This is a genomic window from Halomonas campaniensis (genome assembly GCF_014193375.1).
Classification (GTDB): Bacteria; Pseudomonadota; Gammaproteobacteria; order Pseudomonadales; family Halomonadaceae; genus Halomonas; species Halomonas campaniensis.
In genome coordinates this window covers 58,782-81,318 of the sequence record NZ_JACHZF010000013.1, presented here as the reverse complement: position 1 = coordinate 81,318, position 22,537 = coordinate 58,782, and the positions used below count along the sequence as shown (strand labels likewise).

Sequence of the window (22,537 nt, the reverse complement as noted above, 5' to 3'; positions counted from 1 at the left end):
CCGGCGACGCCAACAGGATCGCAACCGACGCCCGCCGCTGGAGCCCCTCCAGCGGCGAGCGGCAACGCACAGTGGAGAAGACCTATGGCCTGGAATGAGCCTGGTGGTGGCAACCAGCACGACCCCTGGAGTGGTGGTGGCGGCCGACGCGGTGGCGGCAACGGAGGCGGCGGCGGTGGCAACCGTGGCGGCAACCAGGGCCCCCCCGACCTGGACGAAGCCCTGAAGAAGTTTCAGGACAAGCTCAACGGCATGCTCGGCGGCCGCGGCGGCAAGCGCGGCGGCGGTGGCGGCAAGGGCGGTGGCGGCAAGCCTCGCAACACCTTCGCGCTGCCGGGGCTGCTGATCGTGGTGGCCCTGGCGATCTGGGCGGCCACCGGTTTCTACCTGGTCGACCAGTCCGAGCGGGGCGTGGTGCTGCGCTTCGGCAAGTTCCAGGAGGTCGTCAGCCCCGGCCTGCACTGGAACCCGCCGCTGATCGATGACGTGCGCATGGTCAACGTCACGCGGGTGCGCTCGCTGACCCAGACCCAGTCGATGCTGACCCGCGACGAGAACATCGTCGAGGTCGAGATCTCGGCCCAGTACCAGGTGGCCAACCCCCGTGACTTCGTGCTCAACGTGCGCAACCCCCAGCTCTCCATCGAGAATGCGCTGGACAGTGCGCTGCGCCACGTGGTCGGCGGCACCGACATGATCGAGATCCTGACCTCGGGCCGCGAGATCCTCGGCAGCTCCGTGGCCAGCCGCCTGCAGTCCTACCTGGACAGCTACGGCACCGGTATTCGCCTGCAGACCATCAACATCGAGTCCACCACGGCGCCCGGTCCGGTCATCGACGCCTTCGACGACGTGATCCGGGCCCGCGAGGACCGCCAGCGGACCATCAACCAGGGCATGGCCTACGCCAACGCCATCATCCCCGAGGCCCAGGGTCAGGCCCAGCGCCTGGTCGAGCAGGGCCAGGGTTACCGCGAGTCGGTGGTGGCCGAGGCCCGGGGTCAGGCCAACCGCTTCAATGCGCTGCTCTCCCAGTATCAGAACTCGCCGGCGATCATGCGCGAGCGTCTCTACCTGGATGCCATCGCGGAGATCTTCGGCACCACACCCAAGGTACTGGTGGATGTCGCCGACGACAGCCCGCTGATGTACCTGCCCCTCGACCAGATGGGCGGCGGCGGCAGCGGTGGGGCTTCGTCCTCCGGCGAGCGGCTGGGCGAGCAGGGCGAGCTGGACCCGCGGGTGCTGGAACGCCTTCGCAGCGGCCAGCAGTCATCCTCGAGCAGCAACAGTGGAATCCGCAGGGAGGGCCGCTAAATGATCAACAATCGTTCCCTGCTCATCGTCGGCGGCCTTGCCGCCGTGGCCTGGCTGGCCAGCAACAGCCTCTACGTGGTCGACGAGACCGAGCGTGCCGTCAAGCTGCGCTTCGGTGAGGTCATCGAGGAGAACATCCAGCCGGGCCTGCACTTCAAGGTGCCGATCACCCAGACCATCCGCAAGTTCGATACCCGGGTGCTGACGCTGGACACCGATACCAGCCGCTACCTGACCCTCGAGCAGAAGGCGGTGATCGTGGACTCCTACGTCAAGTGGCAGGTGGTCAACCCGACCCGCTACTACGAGTCCACCGCCGGCGACGAGATGATGGCGATCCGGCTGATCCAGCCGCGGGTCGACGAGAGCCTGCGTAACGAGTTCGGCCGCCTGGACCTCCAGCAGATCATCGCCGAGCGCCGCGACGACCTGATGATCGGGCCGACCCAGGACCTCGATGCCCTGCTGCGCGAGGAGCTCGGCGTGGCGATCCGCGACGTGCGCGTCAAGCGGATCGACCTGCCCGACGACGTCTCGGCGGCGGTCTTCGAACGCATGCGCTCCGAGCGTGAGCGTGAGGCCCGCGAGTGGCGCGCCCAGGGCCAGGAGGAGGCCGAGCGCATCCGCGCCAACGCCGACCGGCGCCGTCAGGTGCTGCTGGCCCAGGCCACCGAGCGCTCCGAGACCCTGCGCGGTGAGGGGGATGCCGAGGCCGCGGCGATCTTCGCCGATGCCTACTCCCAGGATCAGGAGTTCTTCGCCTTCTGGCGCAGCCTGAACGCCTACCGCGAGAGCTTCCAGGGCGACGGCAACATGCTGGTGCTGGATCCCTCCAGCGACTTCTTCCGCTACCTGAAGAGTGCCGTGCCCAGCGGAGAATGAGCGCACGTTGCGCCGGGGTTCATCCCCGGCGCAAACGTGGTAGACTCCTGAAACCGGGCGTGGCCCGGTTTTTTTGTGGCCGTCTGCTTACGTTCACCCCCTGGCCATTCATTGTCTTGCTGGATGATACACATGACCATCGCTGACCGCTGGCTGCTGCCCGACGGCATGGACGAGGTGCTGCCTCCCCAGGCGAGCCGCATGGAGGAGCTGCGCCGGGCACTGCTCGATCTCTACCATCGCTGGGGCTATGACCAGGTGATGCCGCCCACCGCGGAGTTCCTCGACTCCCTGCTCACCGGTACCGGCTCCGACCTGGCCCTGCAGACCTTCAAGCTCACCGACCAGCTGACCGGTCGCATGATGGGCATCAGCGCCGACGTCACACCCCAGGTGGCGCGCATGGATGCCCACTCCCTGAAGCGCCAGGGGCCGGTGCGGCTCTGCTACTGCACCAACGTGCTGCGCGCCACCGCCGACCAGCACCAGGGGGGCCGCAGCCCGGTCCAGGTGGGGGTCGAGCTGTTCGGCCATGCCGGCCTCGAGGCCGACCTGGAGATCCTGCACCTGGCACTGGCGAGCCTCGCCGCGGCCGGGGCGCGGGAGATCCACCTGGCGCTGGGCCATATCGGCATCTACCGTAGCCTGGTACAGGCCGCCGAACTGGATATCGACCAGGAGCGGGCGCTGTTCGAGGCGCTGGAGCTGAAGTCGCCCGGCGAGCTGGCCGCCAGGGTCGCCGAGAGCGTGGGGGACCCGGCGCTGGCCGAGATGTTCATGGCGCTGGGCCGCCTGCACGGGGGTGTCGAGGTCCTCGACGAGGCCCGCGAAGCCTTCGCCGAGGCTCCCGCCGCGGTGGGGGCGGCGCTGGACCAGCTGCGCGCCCTGCATCAGGGAGTGATGGCCGCTCATCCCGAGGTCGAGCCCTACTTCGACCTGGCCGAGCTGCGTGGCTACGCCTACCACACCGGCATGATGTTCGCCGCCTACGTGCCCGGCTACGGCCAGGCCCTGGCCAAGGGCGGGCGCTATGACGATACCGGCCGCGCCTTCGGCCGGGCCCGGCCGGCCACCGGCTTCTCCATGGACCTCAAGCAGCTGGCCACCCTGGCGCCCGCCGAGCCGCCCCGCGTCGGCATCTGGGCCCCGGCCGAGGGCGAGGGGCTCGGGGAAGCGGTGCTGGCGCTGCGCGAGCAGGGCGAGCGGGTGGTGCAGGCCCTGCCGGGGCAGCGCACCGGCCCGGCCGAGCACCGCTGCGACCGCCAGCTGGTGCGGGCCGATGGCCACTGGCAGGTGACGGCACTGTAACTGACTGAATCGGGCTGGCCGGGTGTGACCACGCCGGCTCGCTGCAGCGAACCAAGGGCGCGACGCGAGCCGGCGCGCAGCAACGAGAGACGAGAGACCAATGGGCAAGAACGTAGTCGTACTGGGCACCCAGTGGGGTGACGAGGGCAAGGGCAAGGTCGTCGACCTGCTCACCGAATCCGCCTCCGCGGTGGTGCGCTTCCAGGGCGGTCACAACGCCGGCCACACCCTGGTGATCGACGGCGAGAAGACCGTCCTGCACCTGATCCCCTCGGGCATCCTGCGCAAGGACAAGACCTGCGTGATCGGCAACGGCGTGGTGCTGTCGCCCGAGGCGCTGATCAAGGAGATCCGCGAGCTCGAGGCCAAGGGGGTGCCGGTGCGCGAGCGGCTGCGCCTGTCGCCGGCCTGCCCGCTGATCCTGCCCTACCACGTGCGCCTCGACCAGGCCCGCGAGAAGGCCCGTGGCGTCGCCAAGATCGGCACCACCGGCCGTGGCATCGGCCCGGCCTACGAGGACAAGGTGGCCCGCCGCGGCCTGCGCCTGGGCGACATGCTGCACCGCGAGCGCTTCGCCTCCAAGCTCGGCGAGGTGCTGGACTACCACAACTTCGTGCTGGTCAACTACCACGGCGAGAAGCCGGTGGACTTCCAGCAGGTGCTGGACGAGGCCATGGAGATGGCCGAGGAGCTGCGTCCCATGGTGGCCGACACCGTGGGCCTGGTCCATGACCTGCGCCGCGCCGGCGAGAACATCCTCTTCGAGGGGGCCCAGGGCTCGCTGCTGGACATCGACCACGGCACCTACCCCTTCGTGACCAGCTCCAACACCACCGCCGGCGGCACCGCCACCGGCTCCGGCGTCGGCCCGCTCTACCTGGACTACGTGCTGGGCATCACCAAGGCCTACACCACCCGGGTCGGCTCCGGACCCTTCCCCACCGAGCTGTTCGATGACCACGGCCGCCACCTGGCCGAGCGTGGCCACGAGTTCGGGGCCACCACCGGTCGCCCACGCCGCTGCGGCTGGTTCGACGCCGTCGCCCTGCGCCATGCGGTGCAGATCAACTCGGTCTCGGGCATCTGCCTGACCAAGCTCGACGTGCTCGACGGCCTCGAGAACATCCGCGTCTGCGTGGGCTATCGCAGCAAGGATGGCGAGGTGCTGGACACGCCGGTGGACTCCGAAGGGTACGAGGCCATCGAGCCGCTCTACGAGGACCTGCCGGGCTGGAGCGAGTCGACCCTGGGTGCCAAGCGGGTCGAGGACCTGCCGGCCAATGCCCGCGCCTACATCAGCTACCTGGAAGCGAAGGTGGGCACCCCCATCGATATCATCTCCACCGGTCCCGACCGCAACGAGACCATCGTGCTGCGCAACCCCTTCGACGGTTGACGCGCAGGCCAGCGCGGGCGGCGAGCGCCGCCCGCGCTGGCCCGTGACCATGCAGAAGGCCGGCACTTGGTGCCGGCCTTCTGCATGAGTGGCCACTGTGTCACCGGGGCATCACCGCGCGGCGGCGATATCGTCGGAGATCAGCTCGTGGAGCGTCTCGAGGGCCATGTCGCTGTCGGCCTCCATCACCTCCTCGAGCCACAGCAGCGCCTGCTCGCGGTTGGCGCTCTCCAGCCCGTTGGCCTCGAGATAGGCCTCGGCCAGGGCCAGGCGAGCGCTGGAGTGGCCCTGACGGGCCGCCTGGAGCAGGTAGTCGGCTCCCTGGCGGGTGTCGCGCTCCAGGCGCTCGCCGCGCAGGTACTCGCGGCCCAGGGTGGCCTGGGCGCCGGGGTGGCCCGCCTCCGCGGCGTCGTGCAGCAGCTCCCGCCCGCGCTCGATATCCTCGGGCATCCCCTCCTCGCCGCGCAGCAGGATCCGCCCCAGGTTGGCGCGCGAGGAGAGATCGCCGCTCTCCACCGCCACGTCCAGCCACTCCCGGGCCCGGGCCGGGTCGGCCTCGACGCCGTTGCCCTCCAGGTAGGCCTGGCCGAGCAGCCGGGCGGCATGGGGGTTGCCGCCCTCGGCGGCGGGGCGCAGGTAGTCGAGCCCCCGCTCGGCATCCGCCTCGACGTGCTCGCCGAGCAGCAGGGCACGGCCCAGGGCCAGGCGGGCACCGGCATGGCCGGCATCCGCGGCGCCCTGCAGCAGGGTCATGCCGCGCTGCGGGTCGCTCTCGAGCAGCATCTCGCCGACCTCCGCGCGCGCCCCGGTGTGCCCGGCATTGGCGGCGCGCTCGAGCCAGGCGCGGGCCGCCTCGGGATTGGCCTGGACCCCCTCGCCGTTGAGGAAGGCCCGGCCCAGGTCCGCCATGGCGCCCGGGTGGCCCGCCTCGGCGGCTTCGATCAGCGCGTTGATGTCGCCCAGGGCGCCCCGGTCGCGGTTGACCCCGACCATCGCGTCATCGGCGGAGGCATGGCCGGCTTCCCGGGCGCGCGTCAGCCAGCGGGTCGCCTCGTCGAGATCCCGCGGTACGCCGCTGCCCTCGCGATAGGCGCGGCCCAGCACCACCATGGCGTAGGCGTCGCCCTGGCGGGCGGCCTGCTCCAGCAGGGCATGGCCGCGCTGGGGCTGCTCCTCCAGTGGCCCGCTGAGGTAGGCCTCGCCCAGCGAGGTCATGGCGGCGGTGTCGCCGGCCTCGGCCGCCTGCTCGAGCAGCGCCTCGCCGCGGGTGGGGTGGAAGGGCACCACCTCGCCCTCCAGGTAGGCGTCGCCCAGCAGGCGCAGGGCGCCCTCCTGGCCCTGTTCGGCGGCCTCCCTCAGCAGCGCCTCGGCCCGGCGGCCGTCGGCCGGCACGCCGCGACCCGCCAGGTAGGCGGCGCCGAGCTGCTGGGTGGCCCAGGGGTGGCCGAGCTCATGGCCACGCTCGAGATAGTCGACGGCCAGCCAGGGCTGGCTGGGGACCAGGGCGTCGTCCAGGTAGAGCGATCCGAGGTGGGCCAGGGCCAGGGGATCGTCCTGCTCGGCCCCCTCCTCGAGCAGCGCGATGCCGCGCCTGACCTCGGGTGGCGTGGAGAGGGCATTGGCGGCCAGGGTGGTGGCGGGGTCGTCACCGCTGCCGTCCAGGCCCATCGGCGCGGCCCGTTCGCGGGCCTCCTCGATCAGGGCCGCCCCGAGGATCACCCTGGCGTCCACGGAGCCGGCCTCGACCGCGTCCTCCAGCCAGCGCTTCGCCTCCGCCGGACGGGTCGGTCCCAGGTCGGGGTCGAGCAGGGCCTGGCCCAGGCGGGTCATGGCATCGACGTCACCGCGCTCGGCGGCCTCCTCGAGCAGCGCCATGCCCTGCTGCGGGTCACCGCCGCGCAGCAGCGCCGTGCCGGCGTGGCCGAGGGCATCCTCGTCGCCGGCCTCGGCGGCGCGGACCAGCCAGGCCTGACGCTGCTCGGGCTGGTCGCCGAGCAGGCCGTCCGCTGTGTAGAGCCCGGCGAGCCGCCGCATGGCCCCGGTGTCGCCACCGGCGGCCTGGTCCTCGAGCACCGCCTCGAGGCGTTTCGCGTAGTCCATGGCGCGCTCGGGGGCCGTCTCCCGCCAGCCGTTCGGCCCGTGGGCCTCGGCCAGGGCCTCGAGGGCATTGGCGTCCCCCCGCTGGGCGGCCTGCTCATAGAGCCGCTGGGCGCGCTCGGGATCGGGGCCGATCTGCTCGCCGCCCTCGGCGAGCAGATCGGCGAGGATCGGCTCGGCCCGCTCCACTCCCTCCTTGAGCGCCTGGTCGAGCAGATGGAAGGCGAGGCGCTCGTTGCGCTCGACGCCGTCACCGGCCAGATAGAGCTCGGCGAGCTTGAGCGAGGCCTGGCCGCGGATCGCCGACGGGGTCTCGATGGCACGGCCGTAGAGCCGGGCCGCCTCGGCGGGGTCGCGCTCGACCCCCAGGCCGTCATCGTGGAGCTTGGCCATCTCGTAGAACGCCGGCGGGATGTGCCGGGCCATCAGCGGCTCGAGGCGCTCGATGGCCTCGTCGTGGCGTCCCTGCTCGATGAACTCCTGGGCGCGATTGATCTGCTGCCAGTCATCGCCGGAGATGTTGGCCTCCGGGCGCCAGCCGAACCAGTCGCTGTACTCGGCCGGTACCTCGCCCTGTGGCGCGTCGGTACCGGTCGACAGGCCGGCGCTCCCGCAGCCGCTCAGCAGGGCCAGCAGGGCGAGGGAGGCCGTCAGTCTCGAGGGCGTGGAGAGGGGTGTCCGGGTCTGGGTCATGGGAAGGTCCTCGGCGTCGGCAGAAGGAGGGCGAGCGTCACGACTCGCCGAGACCCCGGAAGGCCTCGGTCTGGCGCTGCTCGTCGTCCTGGAAGATATGCGTCTGGGCATCGGGTGGCATGAGGTAGAGGGTCATGTACCCGCCGGCACTGCGGTTGTAGAGCGGCCGCACCCGATGCACGAAGTCGGCGACCCGGGGGTCGTCGAAGCGGGCCTGGTAGATCTCCATCCAGGTGAAGTACTGCGGGTCCTTGAGAAAGCCCGTGTACTGCTCGAGGGGGGCGAAGTCGCCCAGCGCGGCCGGGTCCTCGAGGATCCGGAACAGGAAGTCGACGCCGTCATGGAGGGTGTTGCCGTCGACCTCAAGGTCGAAGATCTCCTCGTATCCCTGGCGGGCGATCACCTGCATGTTGGTCACCAGGTAGAGCAGGGCATAGTTCTGGTAGTGGGTGGCGCGGCGCCCGCGGTTCACCTCGAGGGGCAGGGCCCCCTCCTCGGTCATGTCGTGCAGTGCCGAGTGGATGGCACTGACCCCGAAACGGAACAGCTCGTCGTCCTCGGTGATCACGCCGATGATGCTGCCGTAGAGGGCACGACGGTAGAAGTGGTTGTTGCAGCAGCTGTTCTCGGGCTCGCCGGGGATGTCGGCATGCTGGTGGGCGAGCCCGTTCAGCCAGTCCTCCAGGCGCTCCCGCTCCTCCTCCAGCCCCTCGACGAAGGGGCGCACCGTGGCATAGGCCATGCCGGCGGCGAACAGCATCGACTCGGTGGCGAACCAGGCCTGGGGCTGGGTGGAGTCGTAGTGGAAGTCGGTGAGCGCCTCGGCCTCGGCCCAGTGATCCAGGTAGCGGACCAGGCAGTCGGCATAGTAGGTATCGCCGCTGGCGACGAAGGCGCCGGCCAGCATCGAGACGTTGTCCTCGAAGCGGAACAGCGGCTCCGAGGCGAGCTCCCACTCCTCTGGATTGGGGTAGTACCCCGGGATGCGCACCCGGGTGGTGATGGGCTCGTAGGCCAGCAGCTGCTCGCAGCTTGGCCCGCGGGCGAGCTCGTCGATCTCCTGCAGCAGGATGGCGTTGTCGGTGGACTCGAGCTCGGCCATGCGCTCGGCCACGTCGAAGTAGCCGGCGTCCGGGTCGGTGACGCGATACGCCGAGAGGTCCAGGGCCTCGCGCTCCTCGCGGCCGAGCAGCTCCTCGGCCCCGGCGCCGCCGGCGAAGCCGGCAAGCAGCAGCGGCAGCGCCAGGCGGCTCAGGTATCGGCTCGGGGCGGGGCGTCGGGCCTCGGGCAGGGGCTTGCACAGGGGCTTACACAAGGTCATGGGGGCGTCCCGTATAACGCAAGGGTGGTGAGTCATGGTGTCGGGGCATGCAGGCGGAAGGCGGCGAAGTCCACGTGCTGGTCGCGGGGCGTTTGCCACTCCTCACCGGTGCCGCCGAAGAAGGTCGAGAACATCAGGCCGTCGATGGTCAGCTCGGGGGTGGTGCGGAAGACCAGGTCGTCCTGCTCGAGCACCGGCTGGCCGTCGATCCACACCCGGGCCACGCCGTTGGCCTCGCCCGGGTCGTTGAGCAGCAGCTCCTGCTCCACGGTCACCCAGCGCCCGGTGGGGAAGCTCCAGGCACCGCGACCCAGCGACTCGCCCTCCCGGTCGACCACATAGGGGTAGAGCTCGCCCTGGCCATGCTCGCGCCACATCAGGCGCATGGAGAAGCCGCTCTCGCCGTCCACCTCGTCGCCGCCGCTGGGGGCGTCGCCGCCGTAGAGGCCCGGGAGCTTGCCGCCCTTGACGAAGTCGAAGCCCTCGGCGAAGCGCACGCGGTAGCTCAGGCAGGTGCGCTCGGCACCGGCCAGCGCCGCCGGCTCGGTGTAGAAGCCCGCCCCGCCCCGGGGCTCTTCGCCGGGTGACGAGCTGCCGGCGGGGTAGTGGACCCGCAGGCCGGGCTCATCGAGGCCGGTCTGGCCGATGCCGAGGCGCTGGACGTTCTCCTCGGTCCCCCAGTGGCGGTGGGTATCGAATCCCTCGCGGATCGCCTCGTGGCCGCTGGCGGCGGCGCCGGGGCGCGGGGCATCGACCTCGGCGTAGCGGGTCGAGCAGGCCGCGACCCGGGGGAGGGTCGGCCGGGCCTCGGCATCGCCGTCGGCCATCACGACGCCGGGGGCGAGGGCCGCCATGGCCCCCGCCAGGGCGAGACCGACGGCGGAGCGCCGGGGGTTGGAGGGAAGGAGAATCGGGTGCTGTGACATGGGTGCCTCCTCGGGGAGTGCGCCCGCGACCGTCCGGCGGCCGCGGGAAGGGATTGCATGCTGTCAGGCGTCGTCTTCCTGCATGGCGGCGCGGTAGATGCGGTCGCCGAACTGGATCACCGCGCGGGCGCCCTGCCAGACCCACTCGGCGGTGGCGCCCAGCAGCGGCGCCTCGGTGAAGCGCACGTCCACCGGCTGGCCGACGCTCTGGGCGGGCAGGTCGCGCTCGGGGACCAGCAGCACGCTGGCGACGTTCTGCTGCTGGCGGACCCAGCTGGGGAAACCGGCCCGCGGCTGGCGCTCCACGTCGAGGGCGACGTTGCGTACCCGGGCACGGATCGGCCCTGAGGCGTCGGGCAGGGAGATGTAGGCGGTCTGGTTGGGCTCGATGCGGGCGATGTCCTGCATGTGCACCAGCGCCTCCACCATCACGTCGTCCTCGCCGGTGCGGATCAGCGTCATGATCCGCTCGCCCTCGTTGATGTAGGTGCCGTCGGCGCTGGAGAGTGCCCAGGCCACCAGGCAGTCGCAGGGGCTGTAGATCTCGTTGCTGGCCTGGCGCGCCTCCAGAGCGGTGATGCGCGAGCTCTCGTAGTCCCGGGCGGTCTCGAACTGCTCGATGCGCGCCCGGGCGATCTCCGGCGATACCGACTCGAAGGAGAGGGTGTCGCCGCTGGCCGGCTGGGCGGAGTTGGCCAGGCTGACCTCCTGGCTGCCGGCGTCGAGGTGCTCCTGGAGGTTCTCGATCAGTCGGTTGTTGTAGCGCTGGGCGGCATCGGCCAGGATCAGGTCCGACTCCAGGTCGCTGTTCACGACTCGGGTCAGGCGCGCATCCCGCTCCACGCGGTCGCCGGCCTGGAGCTCGTGGGCGGCGAGGATGCCGGGCCCCGGGGCCCGGATGTCGATCCGCGGCGCGGTCACCGCGGCGAAGCTGGGCTCGATCATCATGAAGTTGCGGTAGGCGGTGGCGGCCACCACCAGCGCCAGCAGGCCGATGGCGGCGAACAGCAGCACGTAGCGGCGCCCGCGATGACGCGGCCGCGAGGCGGGCAGCGGCTGGCTCACGCCGGCCTGGCGCTTGCGCGGCGTCTGGGGGTCCTCGCCGGCCATCAGCGCCTCGACGCTCGCGGTGCGTCCGCTGAGGCAGCTGCGGATCACCTGGCGCAGCAGCTCCCGGTGGGGCGGCTCGATGTCGGTGATCTCGAAGCCCACCGTGTAGCCACGACCGTCCCGGTCCGGGGTGACGCGGCGGCATTCGGCCTGCACCGGGATGATCAGCTCGGTGGCGCCGGCCGTCATCAGCAGCGACGCCGAGAGCGCCTCGCCGGGCTGGTAGGCGCGCTCGGTGTGCATCGCGAAGCCGCCCAGCGAGACATCCACCCCGGTCAGGGTGCTGCCGTCCGCCAGCCTCACCCGGAAGGGCGGGGAGACGCGGATATGGCGGCGCTCGTCGCGGCGCTCGTGATGGATCCGGTCGCCGCGTGTCTGGCGCTCGTGGTCCCGGGCGCTGCCGGGCATGCCGCCGAGGGTCGGTTCGTGTCGATCCTGATCACGCGGATCGGAATGATGGTCAGCCATCCGTTGGTTCTCCTTGCTCAAGGGCCGGCCGTCGTCACGGCCTCCATGACGGGGTCGTTCTCGACCCTGAGGCGTACGTTGACGAGGGTCAGGCGCTGCTGGTCCAGGGTCAGGGTGCAGCCCGCATCGGGGGTGCAGCGTGTGGTGTCGGCCAGGGGCTCGCCGTCGGGTCCCGTGATGCGCTCGGCGACCCCGGGGGTCAGGGAGAGGGTGCTCGAGAGCAGGCCGTCGGCGCCGTCGATCCGCTCGGCGCGGACCCGCTGGCGGGCCAGGCGGTCGAGCAGCGCCTCGTTGACCCGCAGCTGTCCCTCGGGAAGCTGCACGGTGCCGCCCTCGGGCAGGGTGGTGATCACCTGGGCGAGCCAGCGGTTGGCGTTCTCGGCAGGCTCGGTGGCCCCGTTGCCCAGATCCCTGGCGATGGCCAGCGACATCCGGTCGGGGGGCTGGAGCACCCCGGTGGAGAGGATCAGCACGAAGAGCAGCGCGCCGTAGGCAAAGCCGTGCAGCACATGGCCCATGCGCCGCTGGCGGCGAACGGCGACCGGGTCGTCGGGCTCGCCGGCGGAGATGCCCTGGCGGGACCACTTTTGGCGGTTGAAGCGGAAGCTCACGTAGGTCTTGAGGATCGCCCCCCACACCTGGTTGTAGTAGATCAGCGGGATCCACAGCAGGCTGAAGCGTCCCCGCTGCCAGGCCAGGATCAGGGTGGCGATGCCGCGGGTGAAGAGGATCCACAGCAGGTAGGCGAACAGGAACGAGGGACGCACGAACAGCGTCACCAGGATCGCCACCGTGGGGCCGATCAGGGTGGTCCACATGGAGAGCCGCTGGTCGACCAGGCTCCACCAGGCAAACAGGCCCATGGGGCGCGGCCCGAGGGCAATGGCTCGATTGCTGGTACGCAGCATGTTGCCGTACCAGCGGCGCATCAGGTCGGTGGTGGAGGCGAAGAAGCGCCGACGGTCGGGCAGCTCCTCGTAGCCCGAGACGTAGACATCGGGGATGTAGCGCATCCGCCAGCCGTTCTTCAGCAGCCAGAACCAGGTCGACTTGTCGTCCCCGGAGAGGAACTTGAAGCGGCCGAAGCGCCAGTGCTCGACCTGGTCGTTCTCGACCAGGTCGATGAAGTCCGGCTGCACCGCCAGGTCGGCGCGGAAGGCGCTGTAGCGGCCGGTGAGCACCAGCAGCCGCCGGGAGACCGACAGCGAGCTCATCACCAGGTGGCGCTGGGCATAGCGCAGGTCATACCATTCGCGGGTGGCATCGTTGCCGGTGACGATGGCGCTGTTGTTGGTGGTCAGGGCGCCGAGTCCCGGGTCGGCCTGGAAGAACGACAGCGAACGCCGCAGGGTGCCGGGCTCCAGGCGGATGTCGCCATCCATGGAGACCAGCAGGGCGCCCGGGGCGGGCAGGCGACGCGAGATCGCCCGCAGCACCTCGGCCATGGCCGAGCGCTTGCCGTCCCCCTTCTGGAACATGTAGCGGACCTCGACGTGGTCGGGCCAGCCGTGGTCGTCCAGCACATGGGTGATCACGTCGACATCGGTACGGTCCGAGATCGAGGCGAACAGCACGGTGGGCACGCCGTAGTCGACCAGTTCGCGCACCAGGGCATCGTAGACCCGGAAGTTCACCTCCCCCTCGATGCGGTAGGAGGTGCAGAGCACGTAGAGCTCCGGCGGCCGGGAGTGCTCGGCCGCCGCATCCGCCTCGGCGCGCAGGCGCGGGAAGATGCGGCGGTTGTACCACACCGAGCGCAGGGCCTGGACCAGCCACCAGGTGTAGCGCCAGGCGCCCACGGCCCCGATGGCGAAGAAGAAGCTCTTCGACTCCGGGCTGAACACCTCCGAGGGGAGCTCGACGATGATCACCACCAGCGCGGCCAGGATCAGCACCAGGGTGGTGAGTTCCGTCACGCGGCTGGCGACGGAGCGATCGACGGGTGGTTTCGACATCACGCTGCCTCAGGCCACGATGGGCCGCACGGAGTCGCCCCGGCCGATGGCGTAGTAGGCGAGCCCGGCGGCCTTGACGCTCTCGGGAAGGAAGAGGTTGCGGCCGTCGACCACCACCGGCTCGCGCAGGGTGTCGCGCAGCTGGGCGAAGTCGACGGTGCGGAACGCCTTCCACTCGGTGCAGATCACCAGCGCATGGGCGCCCTCCAGGGCCTCGTCGCGGCGCGCGCTGATCACCAGGTCGTCGCGCTCCCCGTAGAGCCGGCGACACTCCTCGGCGGCCTCGGGGTCGAAGGCCTGGACCCGGGCACCGGCCTCCCACAGCGCTTCCATCAGCGCGCGGCTCGGCGCCTCGCGCATGTCGTCGGTGTTGGGCTTGAAGGCCAGTCCCCACAGGGCGATCGTCTTGCCGGCCAGCTGGCCGTCGAAGGCCTCGCAGAGCTTGTCGAAGAGCTTGCCCTTCTGGCGGGCATTGACCCGCTCCACCGCGCCGATCATCTCGGCCGGGTAGCCGGCCGCCTCGGCGGTGTGGGCCAGCGCCTTGACGTCCTTGGGGAAGCAGGAGCCGCCGTAGCCGCAGCCGGGATAGATGAAGTGGTAGCCGATGCGCGGGTCGGAACCGATGCCGTGGCGCACCTCCTCGATGTCGGCCCCCAGGCGTTCGGCCAGGTTGGCGATCTCGTTGATGAAGCTGATCTTGGTGGCCAGCATGGCGTTGGCCGCGTACTTGGTCAGTTCGGCGCTGCGCACCGACATGAACATCAGCTTGTCCTTCTGGCGGTTGTAGGGGCCGTAGCACTCGCGCATGGCGCTCCTGACGCGCTCCGCTTCGGTGCCGACCACGATGCGCGAACCGCGCGAGAAGTCCTCGATGGCCGCGCCCTCCTTGAGGAATTCCGGGTTGGAGCAGACGTCGAAGGGCAGCTGCACCCCGCGACGGTCGAGCTCGGCGGCGATCACCCGCTCCACCTTGCTGGCGGTACCCACCGGCACCGTCGACTTGTCGACGATGATCCGGTAGTCGGTCATGTGATGGCCGATGGTCTCGGCGACCTTGAGCACGTGGCGCAGGTCGGCGCTGCCGTCCTCGTCGGAGGGGGTGCCCACGGCGATGAACTGCAGCAGGCCGAAGGCCACGCCCTCGGCGGCATCGGTGGTGAAGCGCAGGCGACCGGCCGCCTGGTTCTGGCGGATCAGGCTCTCCAGGCCGGGCTCATAGATCGGCACCTGGCCGTCGTTCAGCCTGGCGACCTTGTCCGCGTCCACGTCGACGCAGATGACATCGTGGCCGACGTCTGCGAGGCAGGCGCCGGTCACGAGTCCCACATAACCGGAACCGAAGATGGTAATCCTCATGGTCGTCGTTGCTCCTTGCTGATGGGCCTCTCCCTGCCGGTCGCAACCTGCCCTTCGCGGCAGGGCGGCGGGCGGTGGCGCGACAGGGGGCCGGGTCTAGGGGGCATGCGACCATTCCTGGCAGCAACAATTGGGCCAGGTTTTAAAAATATATTAATTTCAATGACTTGAAAGAAGAGGCGAAGCGGCGTCGCCGAGGGTCAACGCCCGGACCGTCGCCTGGTGGCGACAGAACGAGCGAGACTGGGAAGAAGGCAGGGAGAACAAGGGGTTGGGCTGTTGCCGTTCGGCAACGGTCAGTCGGAGATTCTTTTCAAGATACTGAAAATAAACGTCTTTTCAGGACCGGCTCGACGGGTCAGTAATCGATGCCCCGGCGGGCCTGCACGCCCGCGTTGAAGGCGTGGCGGACCTCCTGCATCTCGGTGACGGTGTCGGCCATGGCGACGAGCTCGCGGTGGGCGTTGCGGCCGGTGACGATCACCGACTGCTCCGGCGGGCGATGCGCGATGGCGCGTTTCACGGTCTCGATGTCCAGGTAGCCGAACTTGAGCATGTAGGTGAGCTCGTCGAGCACCACCAGGTAGACCGAGGGGTCGGCCAGCATGCGCTCCGCCTCGGCCCACACCTGGCGGCAGGCGGCGGTGTCCGCCTCGCGATTCTGGGTGTCCCAGGTGAAACCGGTAGCCATGATGGAGACCTCCAGGTTGGGGTCCTCCACCAGCCGCTCGCGCTCGCCGCACTCCCACAGCCCCTTGATGAACTGCACCACGCCGACCTTGTAGCCATAGCCCAGCGCCCGGGTGACGGTGCCCCAGGCGGCGGTGGTCTTGCCCTTGCCGTTGCCGGTGAAGACCAGCAGCAGGCCGCGCTGCTCGGTGGCGCTGGCGACCTTCTCGTCGACGCGGGCCTTGAGCTTCTGCATCGACTGCTTGTGGCGGGTATCGCGATCGTTCATCAGGGCTCCGTGTTCTGTACAAGGCCTGTCAAGGAAAGTCGACAGCATACGCGAGCCGGCGGGTCGCGTCAGCACCCCTGGCGCACCCGGTCCTCCATGCGGGCCAGGAATACCGCCATGATGCGGTCGTAGAGGGCGCGACCCAGCACTGCGTCCTCGATGCCGGCATCCACGTTGGGATTGTCGTTCACCTCGATCACCACCACGCGCTCGCCGGACTGCTTGAGGTCGACGCCATAGAAGCCGTCGCCGATCAGCCGGGTGGCCTTGAGCGCGGCCTTGATCACCGCCGGCGGCACCTCGGCGGGGTCGTGGGTGGTGAAGCCGCCGCTCTTCACCCGGGCGCCGGAGTGGTCGTAGATCTGCCAGTGTCCGCGGGCCATGAAGTAGCGGCTGGCGAACAGCACCTGGCCATCGAGCACGCCGATGCGCCAGTCGTACTCGGTGGGCAGCCACTCCTGGAGCAGCAGCAGGGCGGAGTCCTCGAACAGGCGGGCGCTCTCGCGCTCGAGCTGGGTCTGATCGATCACCTTGACCACCCCGCGGGAGAAGGCGCCGTCCGGCACCTTGAGCACCAGCGGGAAGCCGAGGTGGCCGATCCGCTCGGCCAGCGGGCGGCGGTCGCCGCGCTTGAGCAACACGCCCTCGGGGGCCGGCACGCCGCGGGCCCGCAGCAGGGCGTGCAGGTAGACCTTGTTGGTGCAGCGCAGGATGTCCCGGGGCGCGTCGATCACCACCAGCCCCTCGTGCTCTGCCAGCCGGGCCATGCGGTAGGTGTGGTGGTCCAGCGCCGTGGTCTCGCGGATGAACAGGGCGTCGAACTCGGCGAGCCGGGCGGCGTCGCGGCGGGTGATCAGCGAGACGTCGATGCCCAGGCGTCGCCCGGCGCGAATGAACGCCTTCAGGGCGCTGCGGTTGCTGGGGGGCAGCGCCTCCCCGGGGTCGACCAGCATCGCCAGGTCGAAGCGGTAGCGCCGGCGCGCCTTGGGGGTACGCCACACCTGGCGCGAATGGCGGTTCAGGGCGCTGGCGAACAGGTCCTGCTCGTCGAGGGTCAGGTCGCGCAGACGCACCGGCCGCAGGCGCGCCAGCCGCCAGAGATCGTGGCGCCGCACCAGCCTCGCCTCGAGCAGCGGGCAGGGCAGGCGCTCGAAGAGCTTGCGGGCGAGCCGTGACAGCGCCGGCTCCCGGCACTCGCCGAACAGCACGCGCAGGGTCAGGCTGTCGCCGGTCAGCGAGCCCTGGCGGGCCAGCTCCCCGAGCAGCGGCGCCAGGGTGTCGAGTTGCAGGTCGATCAGTGCCTTGCGCGACAGCTCGTTGAGCGTCTCCACCGTGGGTAGCACCCGCTGGCCGCGGGCCTGGGCGAGCAGCGACACGTAGTAGCCGGTGCCCAGGTAGTCGAGCTCGCTGCACAGGTTGATCACATGGGTGGTGCGATCCGACGCCTCGGTGACCCGGTGGCGCCGGTCCTGGGCCAGGAAGTCGTCGGCGGTGATCAGGTCCTCGGAGGGGTAGTAGGGGTGCCAGTCTTCCAGGCGGTCGACGACGATGCGCAGCGGGCACATGGCAGGGCTTCCGGATGGGGCGGCGGCGTGCCGCCCGATGGCCGCCAGCATGCCCGTGAGCCGGGCCATGGACAAGTCGCCCGGCGGGTGAAAAGATTTCATGACCCGCCGCGCTGACAGCGGCCCCGGGCATGATCACAATCGGCGCGGGACGTTCCGGAGAGAGACGATGACCACCACGCTGCGCCAGGCCCGAGGCCAGGACCTGGATGCCCTGCACCGCCTGGAGCAGGGCGCCTTCGAGGGTGACCGCTTCACCCGCCGCCAGCTGTGGCACCTGCTCAACCGCGCCCACGCCGAGACCTGGGTCATCGAGCGCGAACCGGAGGGCGATGCCCCCGGGCGGCTGCTGGGCTACGGGACCCTGCTGTTCCGCCACGGCAGCCGCCGCGCCCGGCTCTACTCGTTCTGCGTGCATCCCGAGGCCCGCGGGTCGGGGCTCGGCCGCCACCTGCTCGAGACCCTGGAGGCCGCCGCCCAGGCGCGCGGCAGCGAGCGTCTCGGGCTCGAGGTGCGCGCCGACAACCGCGTGGCGCTGGGGCTCTACCGGCGCATGGGGTTTCGCCTGGAGCGCTGGCTGCCGGACTACTACGAGGACGGCTGCGCCGGCTGGCAGATGGTCAAGGAGCTCGAAGCGGCGGCGCTGGCGCCCCGGGGCTGATAGAATCCCGGCGTCTTCCCATCACCTTCAGGAGCCGCCATGCCCTCCTTCGATATCGTCTCCGAATTCGACGGCCACGAGGCCAGCAACGCCGTGGACCAGGCCAGCCGCGAGCTGCAGACCCGCTTCGACTTCAAGGGCGTCACCGCCAGCTTCGAGCTCAACGGCGAGACCGTCTCGCTGGAGGCCGAGGTGGACTTCCAGCTCAAGCAGATGCTCGATGTGCTGCGCAACAGGCTCATCGGCCGCGGCATCGATGCCCGCTGCATGGACGTCCAGGAGCCGGTGCTCTCCGGCGTGCGCGCCCGCCAGGAGGTGAAGCTCAAGCAGGGGCTCGACCAGAAGGAGGCCAAGGAGATCGTCAAGCGCATCAAGGAGTCCAAGCTCAAGGTCCAGGCACAGATCCAGGGCGAGAAGGTGCGTGTCACCGGCAAGAAGCGCGATGACCTGCAGAGCGTCATGGCGCTGCTGCGCGGCGAGGGCGGTCCCGACCTGCCGCTGCAGTTCGACAACTTCCGCGACTGATCCCCGCGGCGCCGGGCCTGCCGGCGAGATAGCCCGCCCTGCCCGGTGGCCATAGGCGATCGCGATTGGCCAGCGCCGCCCGGCTGCGCTTCAATGGAGGTATCGCGACGCAGGGAGTGCCCGATGTCCTCGATTCGACGCCTGTTCTTCCTGGTCATCGCCTGGCTGAGCTTCGGCCTGGGGGTGGTCGGCGTCTTCGTGCCGCTGATGCCCACCACCTGCTTCATGCTGCTGGCGGTATGGGCGGCCTCCCGGGGCTCGCCGCGCTTCGCCCTGTGGATCCGCGAGCACCCGCGCTTCGGCCCCACCGTGGTGGCCTGGGAGGGCGAGCGGGCCATCCCCCGCCACGCCAAGTGGCTGGCCGCCGGCATGCTGGCCTTCTCGATGCTGGTGCTGGCGGTGACCGTGGGGGCGATGTGGCTCAAGCTGGCGCTGATCGGCGGCCTGTCGGCGCTGGGCCTGTGGATCATCACCCGTCCCGAGCCCGCCCTGGGCAGGGAGTGACCCCGTCCTTTCGACAGCACTTTGAGACCGGGGGCGCGGCCGCCGTACAATGGGCGCATTTCCGACAGGAGCATCCCGAATGTCCGACCCCCAGGCGACCCATCTCAGCGACTACCGTCCCCCGGCCTACCGCGTCACCCGTACCGAGTTGACCTTCGACCTGGACCCCGCGGCCACCCGGGTCAAGGCGCGGCTGCATCTGGAGCGCCACCCCGAGCGTGACGCCGGCCTGCCACTGACGCTCCATGGCGAGCAGCTCTCGCTCAAGGCCATTGCCCTGGACGGCGAGCCGCTGGAGGCGGACGAGTACGAGATCGACGCCGCCGGACTCACCGTTCACCGGGTGCCGGAGCGCTTTCATCTCGATACCGAAGTGGAGATCGCCCCCGAGGCCAATACCGCCCTGGAGGGGCTCTACCAGTCGAACGGCATGTACTGCACCCAGTGCGAGGCCGAGGGCTTCCGGCGCATCACCTACTACCCGGACCGCCCCGACGTGATGGCCACCTTCTCCACCACGGTGATCGGCGACGCCGAACGCGAGCCGGTGCTGCTCTCCAACGGCAACCCGGTGGAGCGGGGCGCGCTGCCGAACGGTCGCCACTTCGTCACCTGGGAGGACCCGCATCCCAAGCCCAGCTACCTCTTCGCGCTGGTGGCCGGCGACCTGGAGAAGGTCGAGGACAGCTTCACCACCATGAGCGGGCGCGAGGTGACCCTGCAGATCTGGGTCGAGGAAGAGAACCTCGGCAAGACCGAGCACGCCATGGCCTCGCTGAAGCGTGCCATGGCCTGGGACGAGCAGGCCTACGGTCGCGAGTATGACCTCGACCTGTTCATGATCGTGGCGGTCAACGACTTCAACATGGGCGCCATGGAGAACAAGGGGCTCAACATCTTCAACTCGGCGGCGGTACTGACCCATCCCCACACCGCCACCGATGCGGCCTTCCAGCGGGTCGAGAGCATCGTCGCCCACGAGTACTTCCACAACTGGTCCGGCAACCGCGTCACCTGCCGCGACTGGTTCCAGCTCTCCCTCAAGGAGGGCTTCACGGTGTTCCGCGACCAGTGCTTCTCCGCCGACACCAATTCGCCCGCGGTCAAGCGCATCGAGGACGTCTCCTTCTTCCGCACCGCCCAGTTCGCCGAGGACGACGGGCCCACCGCCCATCCGGTGCGCCCCGACCACTACATCGAGATCGGCAACTTCTACACCCTGACCATCTACGAGAAGGGCGCCGAGGTGGTGCGCATGCTGGCCAACCTGGTGGGCGAGGCGGCCTTCCGGGCCGGCAGCGACCGCTACTTCGAGCGCTTCGACGGCCAGGCGGTGACCATCGAGGACTTCGTCGGCTGCATGGCCGAGGCCTCCGGGCTCGACCTGACCCAGTTCATGCGCTGGTATGACCAGGCCGGCACGCCGGAGATCGACGCCCATGGCGAGTACGACTACGCCAACGCCGAATACCGCCTGATCCTGCGCCAGCGCACCCCTGCCACTCCCGGCCAGCCCGACAAGCAGCCGCTGCACATCCCGGTGCGCCTGGGCCTGGTGGGCACCAAGAGCGGCCGCGACCTGCCGCTGACCCTGGAGGGCGAAACGCTGGGCAGCGATGCGGTGATCCACCTGCGCGAGGCGGAGCAGGAGTTCCTGTTCACCGACGTCTCCGAGGCGCCGGTGCCCTCGCTGCTGCGCGGCTTCTCGGCCCCGGTGAAGCTGCGCTTCCCCTACGGTCGCGAGGATCTGGCCTTCCTGCTGGCCCATGATGGCGACGGCTTCAACCGCTGGGACGCCGGCCAGCGCCTGGCCATGCTGGCGCTGGACGACCTGATCGCCGCCCACCGCAACGGCGTGGAGAAGGTCATGGACACCCGCGTCATCGAGGCCTTCCGCGGCCTGCTCACCGCCGAGACCGACGACCGGGCGGTGCTCGCCGAGATGCTGACACTGCCCAGCGAGGCCTACATCGCCGAGCAGCAGCCGCTGGTGGATGTCGACGCCATCCATGCGGCCCGCACCTTCGTCAAGCAGGGTCTGGCCACGGCGCTGCGGGACGATTTCCTGCGGGTCTATCGAGAGAACCGTCTCGACGAGCCCTATGCCCCGACCCCGGCGCAGATCGCCCGGCGCAGCCTGAAGAACGTGGCGCTCTCCTACCTGATGGCCATCGAGGACGAGGAGGGGATCGAACTCGCCCGGCAGCAGTTCGAGGCCGACCACAACATGACCGACGTGCGCCACGCCCTGACCCTGCTGACCCACAGCAGCCGCGACGAGCTCAGCGAGCCGGCGCTCAGGGCCTTCGGCGAGAAGTGGGCCCACGATACCCTGGTGATGGACCAGTGGTTCGCCATCCAGGTCACCCGCCCGCAGCCCGACGTGCTCGACCGCGTGAAGTTCCTGATGGCGCATCCGGCCTTCTCGCTGAAGAACCCCAACAAGGTGCGCGCGCTGATCGGCACCTTCGCCGGCCAGAACCGGGTCAACTTCCATCGCCTCGACGGCGAGGGCTACCGCCTGCTGGCCGACGTGGTGATCGAGCTCAACCGCCTCAACCCGGAGATCGCCGCGCGGCTGATCACCCCGCTGACCCGCTGGGCGCGCTTCGACGAGCAGCGCCAGGCGCTGATGAAGGCCGAGCTCGAGCGTATCCGCGCCGAGGAGCTCTCGCCCAACGTCTATGAGGTCGTCGAAAAGGCGCTCGCCTGATCCGCCGGAGGCCTAACGAAAAGCGCCGCCCCGAGGGGCGGCGCTTTCATGATGGGGGTGGCGATCAATAAATCAGCCAGCTCAGCACCATCGCTCCCAGCAGCAGCCACACCAGGGTGGCGACGATGGCTCGTCGCATCAGCGCCCGGAAGGCCTTCCAGAGCATCCACAGCCCGATCACCAGCACCACCAGGCTGAGCAGCGACGGCGGGATGCCCAGCGAGGAGGAGAGGCCGTGGAGGAAGCCGCGGGCGGAGTCGCCGATATTGGCGAAGAAGCCGGTCAGCAGGTCGACGACGAAGCGGATGATCTCGCCGAGGGTCCTGCCGATCCAGGTGAAGAAGTCTTCCATGTCGAAGGGATTCCCTGGCTCACTCGATCAGGTCGAGAACGGTACCCACGATATCATCCATGGTCACCAGGCCGACCAGGCGATTGTCGTCCAGCACCAGCACGCGCTTGACGATGCTGTCGGTCATCAGCCGCGCCACGTGGCGCACGTCCAGCGACTCGCCGACGCCGATGGCCGGCTTGGCGCAGACGTCATAGACGTTGATCAGGTCGATGTCGCCGTTCTCGGCGACGATCGTCTTGAGGATATTGGTGTAGGTGATCAGCCCCCAGGCGTCGTGGGGGTCCTGCTGCTCCACCACCAGGCACTTGAGGTCGTGCTGCTTCATCAGCGCCAGGGCGTCGCGCAGGGTGGCAAAGGGTGACACCGTCACCACGTCGCGCATCATGATGTCCTTGACCAGCATCGTCTCTCTCCGTCAGTGGGTGGC

General features: G+C 69.8%; 18 protein-coding genes. 8 read left to right on the top strand and 10 right to left on the bottom strand.

Features of this window, described 5'->3' with window-relative positions; translation table 11 throughout:
- The first annotated feature begins 84 nt into the window (after window positions 1-84).
- The 4 genes from hflK (at window position 85) to BDK63_RS10385 (ending at window position 4,903) form a co-directional block, all read left to right on the top strand.
- Entirely contained in the window at window positions 85-1,317 is a 1,233-nt protein-coding gene (gene hflK, locus BDK63_RS10400; RefSeq protein ID WP_183331610.1) for an FtsH protease activity modulator HflK, read from the top strand.
- On the top strand, window positions 1,318-2,199 hold the full coding sequence (gene hflC, locus BDK63_RS10395; RefSeq protein WP_183331607.1) for a protease modulator HflC: 882 nt from the start codon (window positions 1,318-1,320) through the stop codon (window positions 2,197-2,199).
- A gap of 132 nt (window positions 2,200-2,331) precedes the next feature.
- Window positions 2,332-3,507, top strand: coding sequence for an ATP phosphoribosyltransferase regulatory subunit (locus BDK63_RS10390; protein ID WP_183331605.1), 1,176 nt, complete (start codon window positions 2,332-2,334; stop codon window positions 3,505-3,507).
- Between the two features lie 100 nt (window positions 3,508-3,607).
- Window positions 3,608-4,903, top strand: coding sequence for an adenylosuccinate synthase (locus BDK63_RS10385; RefSeq protein ID WP_183331603.1), 1,296 nt, complete (start codon window positions 3,608-3,610; stop codon window positions 4,901-4,903).
- Between the two features lie 111 nt (window positions 4,904-5,014).
- On the opposite strand, the gene BDK63_RS10380 is transcribed toward BDK63_RS10385, so the two are convergent.
- From BDK63_RS10380 to BDK63_RS10345, 8 genes are all read right to left on the bottom strand, one after another.
- Window positions 5,015-7,693, bottom strand: a complete 2,679-nt coding sequence (locus tag BDK63_RS10380) for a tetratricopeptide repeat protein (RefSeq protein ID WP_183331601.1) — start codon at window positions 7,691-7,693, stop codon at window positions 5,015-5,017.
- Between the two features lie 37 nt (window positions 7,694-7,730).
- Window positions 7,731-9,014: an alginate lyase family protein gene (locus BDK63_RS10375; protein ID WP_183331599.1), complete on the bottom strand. Its 1,284-nt coding sequence runs from the start codon at window positions 9,012-9,014 to the stop codon at window positions 7,731-7,733.
- Between the two features lie 32 nt (window positions 9,015-9,046).
- On the bottom strand, window positions 9,047-9,940 hold the full coding sequence (locus BDK63_RS10370) for a polysaccharide lyase (protein WP_246386026.1): 894 nt from the start codon (window positions 9,938-9,940) through the stop codon (window positions 9,047-9,049).
- Between the two features lie 63 nt (window positions 9,941-10,003).
- The gene (locus tag BDK63_RS10365) at window positions 10,004-11,518 is read right to left on the bottom strand and encodes an HlyD family secretion protein (RefSeq protein WP_183331597.1); all 1,515 of its coding nucleotides are present in this window, start codon (window positions 11,516-11,518) and stop codon (window positions 10,004-10,006) included.
- Window positions 11,519-11,535: 17 nt separating this feature from the next.
- On the bottom strand, window positions 11,536-13,473 hold the full coding sequence (locus BDK63_RS10360) for a glycosyltransferase (protein ID WP_183331595.1): 1,938 nt from the start codon (window positions 13,471-13,473) through the stop codon (window positions 11,536-11,538).
- A 9-nt stretch (window positions 13,474-13,482) separates the two neighbouring features.
- A complete protein-coding gene (locus BDK63_RS10355) occupies window positions 13,483-14,829 on the bottom strand; it encodes a UDP-glucose dehydrogenase family protein (RefSeq protein WP_183331593.1) in 1,347 nt (448 codons plus the stop codon).
- 358 nt (window positions 14,830-15,187) lie between these two features.
- Window positions 15,188-15,787, bottom strand: coding sequence for a cob(I)yrinic acid a,c-diamide adenosyltransferase (cobO, locus tag BDK63_RS10350; RefSeq protein WP_183331591.1), 600 nt, complete (start codon window positions 15,785-15,787; stop codon window positions 15,188-15,190).
- A gap of 68 nt (window positions 15,788-15,855) precedes the next feature.
- Window positions 15,856-17,352: a RimK family protein gene (locus tag BDK63_RS10345; protein WP_183331706.1), complete on the bottom strand. Its 1,497-nt coding sequence runs from the start codon at window positions 17,350-17,352 to the stop codon at window positions 15,856-15,858.
- Window positions 17,353-17,521: 169 nt separating this feature from the next.
- On the opposite strand from BDK63_RS10345, the gene BDK63_RS10340 reads away from it, so the two are divergent.
- The 4 genes from BDK63_RS10340 (at window position 17,522) to pepN (ending at window position 21,755) form a co-directional block, all read left to right on the top strand.
- On the top strand, window positions 17,522-18,013 hold the full coding sequence (locus tag BDK63_RS10340; protein ID WP_183331588.1) for a GNAT family N-acetyltransferase: 492 nt from the start codon (window positions 17,522-17,524) through the stop codon (window positions 18,011-18,013).
- Between the two features lie 39 nt (window positions 18,014-18,052).
- Window positions 18,053-18,538: a YajQ family cyclic di-GMP-binding protein gene (locus BDK63_RS10335; RefSeq protein ID WP_183331586.1), complete on the top strand. Its 486-nt coding sequence runs from the start codon at window positions 18,053-18,055 to the stop codon at window positions 18,536-18,538.
- Between the two features lie 123 nt (window positions 18,539-18,661).
- Window positions 18,662-19,042 (top strand): YbaN family protein, encoded by a 381-nt coding sequence (locus tag BDK63_RS10330; RefSeq protein ID WP_183331584.1) that lies wholly within the window; start codon window positions 18,662-18,664, stop codon window positions 19,040-19,042.
- A 79-nt stretch (window positions 19,043-19,121) separates the two neighbouring features.
- Window positions 19,122-21,755, top strand: a complete 2,634-nt coding sequence (gene pepN / locus BDK63_RS10325) for an aminopeptidase N (RefSeq protein ID WP_183331582.1) — start codon at window positions 19,122-19,124, stop codon at window positions 21,753-21,755.
- Window positions 21,756-21,819: 64 nt separating this feature from the next.
- On the opposite strand, the gene BDK63_RS10320 is transcribed toward pepN, so the two are convergent.
- Together BDK63_RS10320 and BDK63_RS10315 are read right to left on the bottom strand one after the other, a co-directional pair.
- Entirely contained in the window at window positions 21,820-22,107 is a 288-nt protein-coding gene (locus tag BDK63_RS10320; RefSeq protein ID WP_183331580.1) for a hypothetical protein, read from the bottom strand.
- Window positions 22,108-22,126: 19 nt separating this feature from the next.
- Entirely contained in the window at window positions 22,127-22,513 is a 387-nt protein-coding gene (locus BDK63_RS10315) for a CBS domain-containing protein (RefSeq protein WP_183331578.1), read from the bottom strand.
- Window positions 22,514-22,537: the final 24 nt, after the last annotated feature.